General features: G+C 54.8%; 16 protein-coding genes. 9 read left to right on the plus strand and 7 right to left on the minus strand.

Going from position 1 to position 16,310, the window contains the following annotated elements; genetic code table 11:
* Positions 1-73 precede the first annotated feature (73 nt).
* Positions 74-796: an HAD family hydrolase gene (locus BMZ14_RS05045; RefSeq protein ID WP_074795232.1), complete on the plus strand. Its 723-nt coding sequence runs from the start codon at positions 74-76 to the stop codon at positions 794-796.
* A 64-nt stretch (positions 797-860) separates the two neighbouring features.
* Here the strand turns inward: BMZ14_RS05045 and BMZ14_RS05050 are convergent, their stop codons facing one another.
* A complete protein-coding gene (locus BMZ14_RS05050) occupies positions 861-1,739 on the minus strand; it encodes a hypothetical protein (protein ID WP_074795234.1) in 879 nt (292 codons plus the stop codon).
* Between the two features lie 195 nt (positions 1,740-1,934).
* Between BMZ14_RS05050 and BMZ14_RS05055 the strand changes: the two genes are divergently transcribed.
* On the plus strand, positions 1,935-5,309 hold the full coding sequence (locus tag BMZ14_RS05055; RefSeq protein ID WP_256208397.1) for a bifunctional diguanylate cyclase/phosphodiesterase: 3,375 nt from the start codon (positions 1,935-1,937) through the stop codon (positions 5,307-5,309).
* A gap of 64 nt (positions 5,310-5,373) precedes the next feature.
* Here the strand turns inward: BMZ14_RS05055 and BMZ14_RS05060 are convergent, their stop codons facing one another.
* Entirely contained in the window at positions 5,374-5,559 is a 186-nt protein-coding gene (locus BMZ14_RS05060; RefSeq protein ID WP_074795236.1) for a hypothetical protein, read from the minus strand.
* 358 nt (positions 5,560-5,917) lie between these two features.
* On the opposite strand from BMZ14_RS05060, the gene ypfJ reads away from it, so the two are divergent.
* The 3 genes from ypfJ (at position 5,918) to BMZ14_RS05075 (ending at position 8,840) form a co-directional block, all read left to right on the plus strand.
* Positions 5,918-6,784 carry a KPN_02809 family neutral zinc metallopeptidase gene (ypfJ, locus tag BMZ14_RS05065; protein WP_074795237.1) on the plus strand — a complete coding sequence of 289 codons (867 nt, stop codon included), beginning with the start codon at positions 5,918-5,920 and terminating at the stop codon, positions 6,782-6,784.
* Positions 6,785-6,823: 39 nt separating this feature from the next.
* The gene (locus tag BMZ14_RS05070) at positions 6,824-7,138 is read left to right on the plus strand and encodes a phage protein NinX family protein (protein ID WP_074795239.1); all 315 of its coding nucleotides are present in this window, start codon (positions 6,824-6,826) and stop codon (positions 7,136-7,138) included.
* Positions 7,139-7,223: 85 nt separating this feature from the next.
* Positions 7,224-8,840 carry a phospholipase D-like domain-containing protein gene (locus BMZ14_RS05075; protein WP_083396630.1) on the plus strand — a complete coding sequence of 539 codons (1,617 nt, stop codon included), beginning with the start codon at positions 7,224-7,226 and terminating at the stop codon, positions 8,838-8,840.
* A gap of 164 nt (positions 8,841-9,004) precedes the next feature.
* Here the strand turns inward: BMZ14_RS05075 and BMZ14_RS05080 are convergent, their stop codons facing one another.
* From BMZ14_RS05080 to BMZ14_RS05090, 3 genes are all read right to left on the minus strand, one after another.
* Entirely contained in the window at positions 9,005-9,643 is a 639-nt protein-coding gene (locus BMZ14_RS05080) for an SRPBCC family protein (protein ID WP_083396631.1), read from the minus strand.
* 33 nt (positions 9,644-9,676) lie between these two features.
* Positions 9,677-9,826, minus strand: a complete 150-nt coding sequence (locus BMZ14_RS15035) for a hypothetical protein (protein WP_177186911.1) — start codon at positions 9,824-9,826, stop codon at positions 9,677-9,679.
* Positions 9,827-10,085: 259 nt separating this feature from the next.
* Positions 10,086-10,442, minus strand: coding sequence for a DUF488 domain-containing protein (locus BMZ14_RS05090; RefSeq protein ID WP_074795243.1), 357 nt, complete (start codon positions 10,440-10,442; stop codon positions 10,086-10,088).
* A 365-nt stretch (positions 10,443-10,807) separates the two neighbouring features.
* Between BMZ14_RS05090 and BMZ14_RS05095 the strand changes: the two genes are divergently transcribed.
* From BMZ14_RS05095 to BMZ14_RS14760, 3 genes are all read left to right on the plus strand, one after another.
* Entirely contained in the window at positions 10,808-11,284 is a 477-nt protein-coding gene (locus BMZ14_RS05095; RefSeq protein WP_074795606.1) for a CreA family protein, read from the plus strand.
* Between the two features lie 296 nt (positions 11,285-11,580).
* Entirely contained in the window at positions 11,581-12,018 is a 438-nt protein-coding gene (locus BMZ14_RS05100) for a CHRD domain-containing protein (protein ID WP_074795245.1), read from the plus strand.
* Positions 12,019-12,144: 126 nt separating this feature from the next.
* Positions 12,145-12,402, plus strand: a complete 258-nt coding sequence (locus BMZ14_RS14760; protein WP_143071894.1) for a hypothetical protein — start codon at positions 12,145-12,147, stop codon at positions 12,400-12,402.
* A gap of 87 nt (positions 12,403-12,489) precedes the next feature.
* Here BMZ14_RS14760 and BMZ14_RS05105 read toward each other — a convergent pair whose 3' ends face one another.
* Both BMZ14_RS05105 and BMZ14_RS05110 read right to left on the minus strand, forming a co-directional pair.
* Positions 12,490-13,785 (minus strand): c-type cytochrome, encoded by a 1,296-nt coding sequence (locus BMZ14_RS05105; RefSeq protein WP_256208398.1) that lies wholly within the window; start codon positions 13,783-13,785, stop codon positions 12,490-12,492.
* Positions 13,782-14,510 (minus strand): c-type cytochrome, encoded by a 729-nt coding sequence (locus BMZ14_RS05110; RefSeq protein ID WP_074795249.1) that lies wholly within the window; start codon positions 14,508-14,510, stop codon positions 13,782-13,784. The genes BMZ14_RS05105 and BMZ14_RS05110 overlap by 4 nt, the downstream gene beginning before the upstream one ends.
* Before the next feature lie 203 nt (positions 14,511-14,713).
* On the opposite strand from BMZ14_RS05110, the gene BMZ14_RS05115 reads away from it, so the two are divergent.
* Positions 14,714-16,219 (plus strand): hypothetical protein, encoded by a 1,506-nt coding sequence (locus tag BMZ14_RS05115; protein WP_074795251.1) that lies wholly within the window; start codon positions 14,714-14,716, stop codon positions 16,217-16,219.
* Positions 16,220-16,310 lie beyond the last annotated feature (91 nt).

Consider the following 16,310-nt stretch of genomic DNA (forward strand, 5'->3'; position numbering starts at 1 on the left):
CTGCCTGGCGCGCTTGCAGCATCCCGATTTGTCACAACCGCTCTACCTCGAACTTGTTTGGAGGGTTTAAAGTATGACAATAAAAAGCATAGTGTTCGACCTCTACGGCACTTTGATCGACATCGAGACCGATGAATCAAAGGAGGAAATCTACCGCGCGATTGCTCACTATCTGACATACCATGGTGTGTATTTGCACCGTTGGGAGGTTCGGGAACGCTACTATCGGATCATGAAACAGCAGAAAGAAGTCCGCGGCGAGGAATATCCGGAAATTGACGTGGAAGCAATATGGAACGAATTCCTCATGCAGGAAGGAATTAGATCGGAACTTATCCGAGGGCAACTGGCCAAGGTTATTGCGCATATTTATCGTGCAATCTCCCGCCATCGCCTTCAGTTATATCCCGACGTCAAAAGAGTATTGAACGAGTTGCAGGCAAAGTATTGCCTTGCGCTCATCTCGGACGCCCAGTCCTGTTACGCACTTCCGGAGATTCGAGCAGTTGGGCTGGAAGGCTATTTTGGGCCGGTCGTCATTTCCAGTCATTATGGGTTCCGGAAACCGGATCCACGTCTTTTTCAAAGAGCGCTTGACAAGCTGAAGCTCAAACCGGCCGAAGTGATATGGGTGGGCAACGACATGTTCCGGGATATCCACGGGGCAAAGCAGGTTGGCATCAAAAGTATTTTTATCGACTCCAACCAAGGCGTAAAATCCTTTGAAAACGTGATGCCGGATTACCGGGTCCAGCAATTCGAGGATGTGCTCAAGGGCGTGGCGGCCCTCACATAGTCGATCTCCGGAGTTGCCCCGCTGAGGGAACGTATTAAATGATCAGAGTCAGGAATCGTGATTATTAGCCTGGATACCTGAACTTCAATCGATTGAGGAAAGGCTCCGAAAGTGTAAAGTCCCTTTCCCCCGGCACAAAAACCTTGCAGCTATGTTCTGTCCCGCCGTGATTGACCTTGAGACTGGCGAATACTCCCGTATCCGCTGGCCGCACGACAGGGATCTGCAAAGTTCCCGCCCTTAGCTTGTAATCAGCCGGCAAAATCCTTTTAGCTGGAGCGCCTTCGAATTTAGAGACCGCGCCCCTGGTCAGAAAAGAATACTTTATCTCCGGCGGTGTCCGGGATTGGGAAGATCCCGTTTTTGTCCAATTGACATTCAGCAGAAACTCTTCGTTTTGTCCCCCGCTTGATGCCGGGGCTGGCGCAGCCCAACATGTGAGCCCCTGCTGCTTCTTCTTGCAGGCGGCCCAGGAATCAACCGCAGGCGCTGGGGACGACGTGCTCCCGCCAACAGTCTTCTGCATCAGGAACTCAGCCGCCTGGGAGGAATCCGCTGGGGAACTCTTCGAGCAATAGCCGCTCTTCCACTGGCCGAATTTTTCTTCGCTCACATCGGGAACCGGCGACCCAACTTTCGGGTTGCCGCCGGCATCCACATCAACCTCGTCAAGGTTGTACAGTCCATATGTCAGACCGGGCGCTTGATCGGCCCCCGTCTGCTGCACGCGTTTTATTGCGTTACTGGCTTGCTGAAAGTCTAAAGAACACAAGTCCGCATACATCGACCGGTCCCTACGCTGGACGTTGCTCTTTGCGTATTCCTTATAGAATCCATCCGCGAGGATGTTACGGCAGCTGTCCCCGGCAGACGCGCCTACCGGCAGAAACAAAATGAGTGAAACGGGCAGAATGAAGGTGGTAGGGGAGAACCTGTTTTTCATGATGTTCCTCGTGACAGTATGCGTATTATATATAAGATAAGGTGCACCTCGTGCAATAAGATGAAGCGGACCGTCACCCTGGTCTTCCCATTGTTAGCAATCACACAGACAAGCGGGTGCTCTTATGCTCAACTGTGCCCGCATCTCCTGTAAGGCGAAGCCTGATCGCCTCTGAGTTACAATCAATAACCACACATGAGCGAGGCAAGCAGCGCCACGCGAGGAGAAGGCCTTTTACGCCATGATGATAAAGTTTCTCTCCTGCACGGCCGTTATATGACGAGTCGCTCCCCATGGCTCATTGTTTTGCTCTACGCTGCCTTTTCAACGCTGTGGATCGTAGTCGCCGGCTACTTGATTTCGCTCACCCTGGATGATCCGGTGTTGCGCGGGAACGCCTATCTGGCGAAAGAACTTGTTCTTGTCGCAATTAGCTGTGGCCTCTTCTATATTCTTCTCAAGCTGGGGCGGAACAAATCCATTCCGGCAGTCGTAGCAGGCTCCGATTCGGGGCTGGTCCCGCTAAGTCGTTTGATGCTGATGTTTTTCTCACTGGTAATGGTTGCGCCATTGGTGAGTATCGGCATTGTCAAGGTATACGGTCCGGAAATGGAACGGGACGCCTATGCGGATCTGCAAACCATCGTCGACCTGAAAGCGGGACAGATCGAGCTATGGCTCGCCGAGCGTAACGGTGATGCGGAAGCAATAGCGGTGAGTCAGGCATTTATCGAACGCGTGGCCAATCTGGAACATGATAGCGACGTTCGGCTGCGCCAACTCATCCGCAACAGGCTGGAAGCCGTACGGCGAGCTTATAGTTACGAGTCGGTGCTTCTGATGGACACCGCAGGCCGGCCTCTGCTGGCGCTGGGCGAAACGCAAACACTACCCGCTGCTACCAGGGCATTGCTGCCCCAGGCCATACAAACATCCCATATGCAGAGCAGCGATCTGTTTCTGGATGAAAACGGAAAACCGCGCCTGGATATCGTGGTGCCCCTGGTGCCTGACCCGCCGAGCAAGAAACCCGTCGCTATTGTAGTCTTGCGGGCGGATCTTGAGGAATTTCTGCTCCCGCTAGTCGAAAAATGGCCTGGCAAGAGTATGAGCGCGGAAAGCCTGCTCATACGTAAAGATGGTGAAAACATCACCTACCTTAATAAATGGCGCCACTCCGAAGCTGGCGCATCGCAGCACCGGTCCCTGAAGGCCAGAAAAGAGCTACCGAGCACTGTCGCAACGCAAGAGGGACAACGTGGAACGGCAACTGGCGTGGATTACCGCGGGGAGCCTGTTCTGGCTGCTTACCGGCCGATCGAGGGTAGCGAATGGCGGCTGCTCGCCAAAATTGACCACAGCGAGGTACTCGCACAGTTGTGGACCCTGGTGTTCTGGGTCAGCGTAGTAATTCTGATAGCAATGGCTGCGGTGAGCGTGGTAGTGCTTCTGTTATGGCGTCAGCAGCAGCGCGCTCACCAATTGGCACTCATTGTCCGTACTGCGGAGCAGGACCGCCTGCTAAAGTATTTTTATGACCTTCCATTCATCGGCATGGCGATTACCTCGCCCGACACCTGGCGCTGGCTGCGGTTCAACAACCAGTTGTGCGAAATGCTCGGCTATTCCGGCGAGGAGCTTGCGGAAAAAACATGGGTTGAGATGACTCATCCGGACGACATCGATAAGGATATCGCCGAGCGCGAACGCATTATAAATGGACATTCCGAGGGCTATGCGGCGAACAAGCGCTTCATCCGCAAGGATGGATCAATCATGCTTGCCAGTATCGATGTCAAATGCGTGCGAAGGGACGACGGCAAGGTCGACTATTTTGTTTCCATGGTCCGCGACATTACAGAGCAGGAGCGTCAAAAAAGTGAAATTCTGGCGGCTCGAAGCCAACTGCAGGCGACGCTCGACGCAATACCCGACCTGCTGTTCGAGCTTGACGACGATGGCTGCGTTCATGTTTGTCATACCGTTCGCCATCCCGACTCGCGGGGTGCGCATCTTGAAGACCTGGTGGGAAAAAAGGTTTCAGACGTCCTTCCGCCCGCCGCCGCGGACACCATCGCCTCGGCATTGCTGGAGGCGAGGAAAAAAGGCCTCTCGTCCGGCAAGCAATTGAAGCTGGAACTTCCGGAAGGCAACGTATGGTTCGAACTTTCCGTTTCCCGCAAGCATGTCGATCCGGGACTGGAGCCTCGTTTCATAGTCCTTGCACGCGACATTACGGAACGCAAGGCAGCTGAGCAGCGTATCCTGAACCTCGCCCACTACGATATGCTGACAAAACTTCCCAACCGCGCGCTACTGGCGGATCGCATGAAGGTCGCCATCAAGCGCGCGGCGCGGCAATCAACCCGCCTCGCCATACTGTTCGTAGATCTGGACCGCTTCAAGCCGATCAACGATTCGCTCGGTCACGATATTGGTGACAGCTTGCTGAAAGCCGTTGCCGAACGCATGCAAGCCTCGGTCCGTAGCGTTGACACGGTAAGCCGGGTTGGAGGCGATGAATTCGTGGTTCTTCTGAGCGAGATCGAAACGTCGGAGGATGCGGCACGCGTTGCTGAAAAACTGATTTCGGGAGTGTCGCACCCATTCTGCATCGAAGAGCACGAGCTGTTGTTGACTGCAAGCGTCGGCATTTGTATTTATCCTGATAACGGCACCGAACCCGGCATCCTGTTACGCAACGCGGATGCATCCATGTATACCGCCAAAGAAGCCGGCCGGAACCGCTATCAGTTCTACTCGGCCGACATGACAGCACGAGCGATTGAACGGCTCGGCCTGGAACACGATTTGCGCGGGGCGGTTGAACGCGCGGAAATGTTTCTCGTCTACCAGCCGCAGATCGAACTTGCAACTGAAGGCATTATCGGCGCGGAAGTGCTGATGCGCTGGCGCCACCCTGAGCACGGGTTGATTTCACCATGCCGATTTATCCCTGTCGCAGAGGATACAGGTTTAATTCTCACGCTAGGAGAATGGGCTTTGCGCGAATCCTGCCGTCAGGCTCAATCGTGGCGCGAGCGCGGATTACTTGAGGCATGCATCTCGGTCAACGTTTCGGCAGTGCAATTCCGTCAAACCGATTTCATTGATGTGGTCAAGCGCGCGCTCAAGGAATCGGGACTATTGCCGGGCTGCCTGGAACTGGAACTTACCGAAAGCGTGGTGATGCAGGGCGTAGAACCAACCCTGGCAAAATTAAGGGAATTGGACGCTCTCGGAGTAAAGGTCGCGATCGATGATTTTGGCACCGGTTACTCAAGCCTTTCGTACCTGAGGCAGTTTACTGTTGACCGGTTAAAGATCGACCGCTCCTTCGTCCGGGATCTGCCAGGCAATATCGATGCTGAAGCCATCGCGTCCGCCATAGTAGCCATGGGGCTCAATCTCGGCTTGCGCATTATTGCGGAGGGCGTGGAGACTCAGGCTCAGGCTGAATTTCTGCAGAGCGTTTTTTGCAAGGAGGGTCAAGGTTACCTTTATGCCTGGCCTATGGACGCCGACGAGTTCGAGACATGGGTTAAAGCATGGCAAAGCCGCGCGGCTTGAAATCGGTAATCCCCGTCCTCAATACCGAGGAACAACTTCCTGGCGTTCGCGATGTTTCGACCTTTTAGTCCCGGTCTGGCTGTTCTCCGGGTCTCTCCTTTTTAACCGGGTTCTGCAGGGTATAGCCCTCCTCTTTCGCCTTGTACCCCCCATACGCGCCTGCACCCCCAACGGCGAGCAGCCAACAACCAGACAGTGCCGGAGTCACGAGCAGGAGCGTTCCCAGATAGAATAACCTCTTTGCTTTCATAACCGTCTCCCAGAGAAATTAGCAAAATGCCGGATCTGCACCAGCGCTTCGACGTCATGTGGAAGCGAATACCTTGCAATAATAAGCGGATATGAGCAGACGTCTGTACGGTGACAAACATTTGTCTTCATGTATCGGCGCTATACTGTAAAACACGTGCTGGAAGTTAACAGTCGACAGCGCCTGCCATGACGGGGCCCGCGCCAGGCGGCTGGAAAACTACCGATGGTGGGTTCCGGGCGTGATTCCCGCCGCTGATCCTGGCGGAGCCAGCGAGGCCCGGCCTCTCGCTCCTCATAACCGTCGAACGGCCCACCAACTGTTATTGTTTAAGTCAGGTTTGACCAGGGAGGCGAGAATGAAATGGGAAGGGTACCGCCGGAGTGACAACGTCGAGGATCGCCGAGGCTCAGGCGGTGGAAGAGTAGGGCTGGGCGGAGGAAGGCTCAGCGCCGGTGCGGTTATTGTAGCCTTGCTCGGCGGGCTATTGTTTGGCGTTGATCCGCTTACCATGCTCGGCATGTTTACGGGCGGAGGCAGTGCAGTCGAGGAGCAAGGACCGGCACCTGCGCCCCCTCCCGGCGATATTCGCGCGACCTTTGTTTCAACAGTGCTTGCCGATACGGAAGATGTGTGGACAAGCTTGATGCAGCAGGAAGGCAAGGCTTACCATGCGCCCAAGCTGGTGCTGTTCCGAGGCGCTGTGCCGACGGCCTGCGGCCGGGGAAGCGCGGCGATGGGCCCATTCTACTGTCCAGACGACCAACGGATCTACATTGACCTTGACTTCTTCGATATCATGGACAACCGCCTCGGAGCGGGGGGAGACTTCGCGCAAGCTTATGTCATTTCACACGAGGTCGGTCACCATGTTCAGAACCTCTTCGGTATTTCCGAGAAGGTAAACCGCGCGCGCAGCAGTATGTCGCGGGCCCAGGCAAATTCCCTGTCGGTACGCATCGAGTTGCAGGCCGACTGTTTAGCCGGCGTCTGGGCTTATCATTCGCAAAAATCCAAAGGATGGCTTGAGCAGGGTGACATTGAAGAGGCCATGAACGCCGCCGCACAGATCGGCGACGATGCGTTGCAACGTAATACTCAAGGGACTGTGTTGCCCGAGAGCTTCACGCATGGCACAAGTGCTCAGCGCACTGACTGGTTCACACGCGGACTTCGAACGGGAAGCATTAACCAGTGCAATACGCTGGAAGCAGGGCGGCTTTGACTTATCCGCACGAACAACAAGGAACACAAGGAGAATGTCATGAGGGTATCCGAGCTGAAAGATGAACTGCTCGATTATTGGGTGGCAAAAGCAAACGATGCGGCAGAAGTGCATGTCATCGATTCGCACTGTGTCGTCAATCACGTCCGCTGGGAGCCATCGACCGACTGGTGTCAGGGGGGGCCGATTATAGAAAGTGAGGGAATCAACCTCAGTCATAGCCTGGAAGCAGGTTCAGAGCACTGCACTGCGTATATGCGGTCGGGCAGGAACCGGCAAAAGGGGCTCACTCCCCTGATCGCGGCGATGCGCTGCTATGTCGACTCCAAGTTCGGCGAGGAAGTTGCGGACTAAACGGATGCCTGCACTGCCATTCGGAAAGTGGAACGAACGTACAGAGCAGGTCTGCTGTCTGACAACGTGCGTGAAGCGCTAACCTATGGCAAAGATGAATCTGAAAGAACATGCGCGCGTAAGGACGCACGCAACACGTACTCTCGCTGCGCAAGCGTTTTCACGCGCAGCGGGCGCACCGCTCGTGCATGGCAACAGCATACGTCTTCTCAAGGACGCAAGAGAGAATTATCCCGCATGGCTGGAAGCAATCCGGTCCGCGCAAAAGTACATTTATTTCGAAAATTATATTATTCGCGACGATGATATTGGCCACCAGTTTGCCGACGCGCTTATTGCAAAAGCAAAAGAAGGCCTGCCGGTAAGGTTGCTCTACGACTGGCTGGGTGGCCTGACCGAAACATCTGGCAGCTTCTGGCAACGACTTGCCGCGGGGGGCGTCGAGGTCCGCTGTTTTAACCCCTTGAGCTTTGATAGCCCGCTGGGCTGGGTCAGCCGCCTTCACCGCAAATCGCTGTGCGTGGATAATCGCGTTGCGTTTGTCAGCGGATTATGTGTGGGTCAGATGTGGTCGGGTTATCCCGACCGCAATATTCCGCCATGGCGTGATACGGGTATAGAGATACGCGGCCCGGTTGTAGCCGACGTGGTCCATTCTTTTTCCCGAGTGTGGGCCGAGACCGGACCGGAATTGCCCGCGGACGAAGTGCCGAGCCGGGATTCAATCCCTATCGCGGGGACAGTAGACCTGAGGGTGTTGGGCAATGTAGCCGCCACTGCAGGTCTATATCGGCTCGAACACTTGATAACAGTGTTGGCGCAACGCACGCTCTGGCTTACCGATGCCTATTATGCTGGTACGACAAGCTATGTACAAGCATTGAGGGGCGCGGCGATGGACGGCGTGGATGTGCGCTTGCTGGTTCCCGGGTCGAGCGGCGATCTGAAATTTCTGCGCCCGATCTCGCGCGCCGGTTATCGTCCCCTTTTGGAAGCAGGAGTCCGGGTATTCGAATGGAATGGATCGATGCTGCATGCCAAGACCGCGGTCGCGGATGGCCGCTGGGCACGCGTCGGATCAAGCAACCTCAACATGGCCAGTTGGCTCGGCAATTGGGAATTGGACGTAGCGATTGAAGATATGGATTTTGCGCAAGAAATGGAGCAAATGTATTTAGAGGATCTGGAAAACGCTACCGAGATCGTGCTCAGCAGGAAAAACCGGGTTGGACCAATAGCAGAACCCGGCTCACGCCAATCCGGCCCGTCAGCCCTCAAGCGTGTGGGCGGATCCAGACACGGCAGCGCGAGCCGGTTGACGGCGGGCGCAATTCGTGTCGGCAATACTGTTGGGGCTGCCATTACCAGTCGCCTTGTTCTAGGCGCGGCTGAGGCGAAAATCATGCTGTTCGGCGGTAGCACGCTGTTGGGTATGGCCCTGCTTGCATTGCTGCAACCGCTGCTGATGGTAATTCCTTTCTCGCTGCTCGCGGGCTGGATTGGCACTTCGCTGCTGATCCAGGCCTATAAATTGCATAAAAGTGGACAAGACGATACATCAAATGGGGAATCCGACGTGAAATCGGACATGCCAAAGAACGGAATGAAGGACAAGGTGGTCGAGATTCCCCGCTTGCAGGCCGAACCGGGTCGTGAAAGCTCATCCCGTCGGACACCGCACGACACCTCGAGCAAACCCTGAAGCATTTCGCCAGCAGTTTTGCCGCCGGCCGGTTCACGCTTTATATGCCCGGTTCCCCTTTATACCTTCCTGCTTTGCCACGCTTTCATTCCCGGAAATGCATTACCCGGTCTCCTGCATCAAAATCGCATTCCTGTCATGACAGCTTTTTCATCCCATACCTTTTACTGGTTCGCAAGCTTCGTCTGCTTTCTTCTGATTATCTCGTTTACGACTTCCTGCAATTGCTCTCGCGCCTCCTGCTTTATGAATACTTCCCCTGCCACCGGGGGAATCCAGCTCCCAGGTATAAACACTACACGGTAAGTGATGCGCGTTTGATCTCCTTCCGGCAATAGCTGTGTTGTTTCTTCCATTTTACGCATGCTGCCGCTAATCATGCGTTCATGAATTTTCGCGAAAGGAATTAAATTGATTTCCCGTATCGAGTCAAGCGAAAAGGTAAAGAAGCCATACCTGCTGATGCGTTTTTGCGAGACATGCAGGTTATTCCCGCTTCCACCGGTGATCTTACTGGACAAGACGCCGGTACTGAACTTGTGCATGTTATCGAAATCCGTGAGTACCGCCCATGCTTGCTGAGCCACAACCGGGACCAGAAAGTTTGCATCCACGATAATTTGCTCACCGTCATTCTGTACCTTGATCGCAATATTTCTGTCATGGGGTTCGAGGACCTGCTTGACCGGGTGCAAAGCAGTGATTTTTTCGCTCTTTGGCTGCTTTTCCTCGCCCGCGATAATCGCATCGCAAAGAAACAGATTCAATAAAATAGTGGCAAACGTGATCCCGATTTTATTCATCAAAATTCCGTTTTACACGTTCTGCAGTAGCATTCATCCTACCTCGAAATAAAAGAAGCCCGTCTCTTTCCTGCATGATTGCAGGTACCGGTTTCCGCTGCCCATTGTCTCGTTGCCTGCCGCCAGCCGTCTTGTCTCGCATATCACATCTACTACCGCAGGCAGGTTTCCGACATTATTCACGCAGTCTATAATAATAAAAAAATGCGATGAAAAAATAATAGTGATCAGCCCTGCCGATCTCCGCAGAAGTTTCGCCGGTTATTCGTGCATAGGTACCGCGATCGATCGCATACCGGCGTTTTACAGCGCCTGATCGCAGCCAGCAATAGGGCCATGCCAGACAATCGGCATTCTCCACGCGTCTGACCGCATCCTCGGCAAATGTTCAGCAGGGCATCGCCGCCATCTCATTTTCCCGTTTGCGGAACCCTCGGCGTTTTTACCTCGAATTCTCAGTGGCCAGGAAGTCTCGCAGAACAACAGCCTCGTTGTGCTCTTTGTCCCTGGCGCCGTATACCAGCGTAACTGCTCCTTTCTTTATTTCTTCTTCAAGACGCGCCAACTGCTCATCGTTCTCCTTCAACTCGGCGCGGTAACGCGCCCTGAACTCCGCCCACTTTGCGGGGTCGTGACCGAACCACTTGCGAAGTTCCGTGCTCGGAGCAACTTCCTTCAGCCAGAGGCCGACATCTGCTTTAGCCTTTGTCAGACCTCGCGGCCAGAGCCTGTCGACGAGGATACGCGTCCCATCTTTTTTTTCTGACGGCTCATACACGCGTTTGATTTTGACGTTCATTCTTGTCCTCCCTTTGTCTTTGCAAAAAAAGCTCCATTGCCCGTGAATTCGTAAAGTGGCGTTATCGCCGCCGAGCCTGATTACTGGTACGATTACCCTCAAGAAAGCTTAGCGCGAGTTACACCATGTCGCAATCCTGCCCTGATGAGTGCAATGGCTACCCAACGTGCCGTCCCAACGGAGATGCCTCTACCAGCCGCTATATAATCTAAAACCGGCCCCGCGTAAGGCGCATAATGTTCACGTACGGAAAAATGTCCAAGGACAGGAAATCGGGCGATATGTCGTCCTGGACATTTGCAACTGCAGTTTCAGCTCGTTTATTGTCCATGGAAGTGGAGATTGCCTGCAAGGAGAGGAGGAAAATGTTGAAACGCGGATTTATAGCGGGAATTGCCATGGCACTAGGTTGCACGCTGGTAAAAGCCGAGCTCGTGGGAGAAGTGGACACCGCCTTCCGATGGCTGGGAAAGGATGACCGCGTGGTAATAGAAGCCTATGATGACCCCAAGGTGCAGGGAGTTACGTGCTACGTTTCCCGCGCCAGGACCGGTGGTATAAAAGGTACGGTAGGATTGGCGGAGGACAGGGCAGAGGCATCCATCGCCTGTCGCCAAGTGGCGGAATCCCTCCATTTCCTGGAAAAACTTCCCCGGCAGGAAGACGTGTTTACTGAACGCATGTCGATCCTGTTCAAACGTCTCCATGTGGTGCGCGTGGTCGATTCCAAACGCAACTCACTTATTTATCTTACCTATTCCGACAAATTGATAGAAGGGAGCCCTCAGAACAGCATCAGCGCCGTACCTGTCCCGCATAAAAAATCCATTCCCGTCAAATAAGCAGGTGGATAGCCATCACAGAAAAACAGCGAACAGCCACCAGAGGGTCTTGAATAGGCATAATATTGTGCGAGCATCCGTGTTCCATCGAAACGGCCAGCAAGAAACGTAATGAGAATCGTTAACTTACGTACGCTACCGTACGGACTCATCATTAATCCCGGCATAAAATTGCGCAGATCAATTTGGCAGATCGGAAAACAGGATTTGGATCGGGCAGTTCAAACAAGCCCGCAAACGGAGTTCGTCGAGAAATTTTCGTGATTTATATGTATCATTTTAAAGGAGGCAGTTAAATGAATATATTTGTTCGCAAATCGCGGTTCAGCCTGGCCATTGTTGCGTTGATAGCGGGTACACTGGCGGGAAGCGCAGGGATAGCAAATGCTAACGAAATCAGTTTCAGCCTGAGCGGTGATCAGGAAGTGCCTCCCGTTCAGACTACCGCGACCGGCAGCGGCACCATAACGGTTGAAGATGACAAATCCATCCAGGGGAAGATTACCACTTCCAATATAAAGGGTACGGGCGCGCATATACACGAGGCGCAAGTCGGGAAAAATGGTCCGGATATCATTACGCTCCAGAAAACTTCAGACGACGAGTGGACCGTTCCAAGCGGCGCAAAATTGACCGATGCCCAATACGACGCCTTCAAGGCGGGAGGCCTCTACGTCAATGTTCACAGCAATGAACACAAGAACGGCGAGATACGCGGTCAACTGAAGCGCTGACCGACGTTGATACCTGTTTGCGTACCGCCCGCCCTGTCAGGACTGGCGGTCGCCCTGAAAAAAGTGCACCATGCATCTCTCCGATAGCCGGGAGTCGGCCAACAATTTTTTTTAGAAAGAGTGACCATGACGAAATATTACTTCGAAGACCGGCCGCCCAGACCAGGTTTGTCCACCAGGCCGGATGGCCCGGGCCCCAAACCCCGTCCTGACCCATCTCCAGACAAACCCGTCCAGGATCCTCCTCATCCTATCGACCCTGAGAAGCCAAGGAAAGACCCTCAGCCATTCGACCCGGATAAGCCGGTAGATCCCCGGCCGTATGATCCTGATCCCACTCCGGGAGATCCCCCAATAGATCCGGCGGACGAACCTCTACTATAACAACTCGAACAAGATTATCGGGAATCGTGGCTTCAGCACAAGGCAGTAGCTCATTCCCGAGTGCTTTGCCTTCTCCGGCCCGGCATTTTAATGTATGCCTTCCCGGCTCTTGTCGACCTGAGCTCGCGTGACGAAGCTGGCGCGGTTACCCCATGTGTTTCGGATATATGACAAGACGAGCGCGACCTCGCCGTCATTTAAAGTCTGTGCAAACGGCGGCATGCCATAAGGACGCGGGTTGCCTGCGGTAACGGGTGGATACCCCCCGTTGAGCACGCTGCGAATCACGTTGACTGGGGGATTCATGGTAACCGCGCGATTACCCGCCAGCGGCGGATAGATGCCGGGCGCGCCCTGCCCTGCATCGCCGTGACAATCCTGGCAATGCCGTTTGTAGATTCCCGCGCCTTGCCGGAACAATTTCTGCACCTCCTCTGTGAGAGCAGGCGCGCCAGCTTTCGGGCGCGGATTGCTCTCAGGTAATGATTTGAGATAGACAGCCATTGCACGCGCATCCTCCTTTGTCAGATGCTGCAGGCTTTGTCCAACGACCTCCGCCATGGGGCCTGACGTGGTTGCCAGCCGAGAGACACCCGTCGTGAGTAACCGGATAATCTCCCCCATAGGCCACTTCGCCGAGCCTGCTTCCGCGCTCGACGTTAACGATGGCGCGTACCAGTTAGAGCCCATGATCTGGGCACCAGATGAATCCTCGTCGTAAGCGCCTCTCACTACAGCCAGGGGATTGCGTTCGGTATGACAGGCACTGCAATGCCCGAGGCCCTGCACCAGGTACGCGCCGCGGTTCCACTCCCGGCTTTTCAAGGAGTCCGGCTGGTAAACGCCGGGTTTGAAATACACGGCGCGCCACAGGATCAACAGTGGCTCGAAATCGTAGGGAAAATCGATCCGGCTGGATGGATTTTTTTGGCTCACCGGTGAAAGCGACTGAAGATGGGCAAAAATCGCATCCGAATCCTCACGCGTGATTTTTGTATATTCGGTGTAAGGAAATGCAGGATATAAGGGACGGCCATCGCGCGATTTTCCTTCATGCATCGCCTTCCAGAAATCCTCTTCATTCCAACCCCCAATTCCGGTTGCCATATCCGGCGTAATATTAGTAGTGATGAATGTGCCGAAGGGCGTGGAGAGACTTCGGCCTCCCGCATAAGGACGTCCCGCTCGAGCCGTATGACATCCCATGCAGTTTGCCGCCCGGGCAAGATAGGCCCCGCGGATCCGGCGTTGCTCGGCAGGCGCTGCCTTCCCGGCCCTTGCTTTCTCTTCCAAAGGCGCTGCGCCTGTCAATGCGGATGACATACCCGGCCATGCAAAGCCCGCCAGACAAAGAATTGCTGCGGCAGCGGAGCGTCGTCTCACCGGCGTGCGCCTCCGTGAACGATACCGGCGCAACGCTCTGCCATCCCCGCAGAAAGTCCGGCGGCGGGACCACTATTCCGCGGAACAGGCTGGGACGCCAGCCATGCCGCGATCGCGCTGGTCTCCTCCGCAGTAAGCTGCTTTGCGATTTCCGACATGCAATCCTCCGTTTGCCCTCGCATCAGGCCCCCGCTCTTCCACGCGCCAAACTGGGCAATCATGTAGACGCGCGGAAGGCCCAGCAAACCCGGAACAAAGGGTGCCGTCCCCATCAATTCTTGGCCATGACATTCGGTGCAGGCTGGAATATTTCGCGCCGGATCTCCCTCATTGACGAGCTTCTGGGCCAGTTTGGTCTTGGCAGGCAATAAGGCCACGCGCTCCGGCGGAGGGTACGGCTGTTCAAGCGTGGAAAAATAGACGGCCATCTCCAGAAGATACTGGTCGGTCAAATTCTCAAGCAGCAAAGCCATGGGCCGATAGTACCGCCGGCCATCACGAAAATTTCGCAACTGGTTGAACAAATAACCTTCGGGCTTCCCTGCGATTCGCGGATAGTAATTGCCCCTCCCCGTCTTTTCTTCCAGGCCGTGACAAACAACACAGGGTTTAACCCGCTCCGCCATGGTATTCGGCACTTCAATCGGTGTAGCAGCGGTAGCAAACCCGGCGGCGTGGGCAAGCGCAATTGCAAATAAAAACGTTACTGGAATATCTCGCTTCATGTGTTGCCGCTTGCATTGGGACCGGATTGTAATGATGAGACTGTGGCAGGCTGCTGAAGTTGCAGCAAGGGCCATGTTTCCGGCAACCCGGCCAAGCTCATGCGCTGTAGAAACGTGACGCCGGCCATTACAGCGAAATAGCGTTATTCTGCTAGACTGCATTATGTATTGGGCGCTGGTGATTCCTGCAAATGGAGGCGTAAATGTTCGGGTCAAATATACTGGAAGTGGCGATCGGAATTATTTTCATCTACCTGCTGCTCAGCCTGATATGTACGGCACTAAACGAAGGGATAGCATCACTTTTTGACAAGCGCGGAAAAAACCTTCTGGAAGGAATCAAGAACCTTCTCAACGATCCCAAGTTTACCGGGTTGGCTCAGCAAGTCTACAATCACGGACTGATAGGCGGCATCTCACAGTATGCTTCCAATCCGGGGAAGCGAACCCGCCTGCCTTCCTATATGTCACCTACCAGCTTTTCACTGGCTTTACTGGATATTCTTGCCGCAAGGGGAGCGCTCGCCAGCAAATATGGCGATCTTTTGACCAATGCCGAAAGGGCGGATGACGCGCATGAAGAAGCCCTGGAAGCGGCCGCCGGGGCACCAAATGATCCCGCGCTTGCGCAAGCCGTCAATCAGGCGAGCGCTGTCCGGGAACAAGCCCGGACAGCGCTGGAAACTGTCGCGGCCGAGGCAAAGGCAGCACACGATCAGGCCGCACAAGCGGCTGATGCGGCGCCGGGCAATGCAAGTCTTGCTGAACTGGCCGTGAAGGCCAGGAATACCATGGATGGCATCAATGCTGCGCTAAAAATGCTGGATGCACGCCGCGCTGCAATAGCCTCCGCGAAAAATCCCAAAGAGGTCAAGTTGCTCCTGGCAGCGAGTACAACTTTAAAAGAGGCGCTCGCCTTTGCCCGTGACTTCGCGGCCGGAAATCAAAATCCACTGGGCAACATTCAAGAAGGGCTGAAGAGGCTTCCCGAAGGGCATACCAAAGAAACTCTTCTCGTCCTCGTTGATAAAACGCGTCGCGAAGTCACTGCCATCGAGCATCAGGCGGAAGCCTTCCGGGAAAATCTCGAAGGCTGGTTCATCAGTTCCATGGAACGGGTGGGCGGATGGTATAAGCGCTGGACACAACGAATCCTGCTTTGGCTGGCAGCTTTCCTTGTTATCGCTTCCAATGCGGATACGGTGATGCTTGTCAAGAGAATTTCAAACGATAACGTCCTGCGCGCATCGCTCGTGGCCGCGGCAGCGGATGTAGTGAAGGCTCAGTCCGGCGTGCAATATGCTGCTCCCTCTCGGGAAGGAACCGAACCTGCACCTGCTTCGAAGGAAAAAGCCCCGGAGCCCGTTACCGAGGGAACGGCAACTCCGGCGGCGACCCCGTACGCAGGAGATCGCCGAAGCACTCCGGATCTGCAACTGGTCCTTGATACCGCGGCAAATCTTGAGTTGCCAATAGGGTGGTCGTTGAATCCCGGTGATCCCGGATATTTCCGAAGCCCCAAACTATCGCTGGAATACGCGGGCTGGGCGTTTTACAAGCTGTTCGGCCTGCTGATTTCCGTGCTCGCCGTATCGTTGGGCGCACCCTTCTGGTTCGACCTGTTGAGTAAAGTCGTGAATCTGCGCAGTGCCGGCACTCCTCCTGGCGAGACCAGCAAAAGCGCTGGCAAGCCTGCGGCGCGCCGATAGCGCATGATCGAAGGCAGGTGAAGAGACGGTCGGGCCGCCAGGCTTAAATCTTGTACAGCGGGTGGGCGATGCCTGCGTATCCGAGAGTCGA

The organism is Nitrosospira briensis, from assembly GCF_900115125.1.
Taxonomy (GTDB): domain Bacteria; phylum Pseudomonadota; class Gammaproteobacteria; order Burkholderiales; family Nitrosomonadaceae; genus Nitrosospira; species Nitrosospira briensis_A.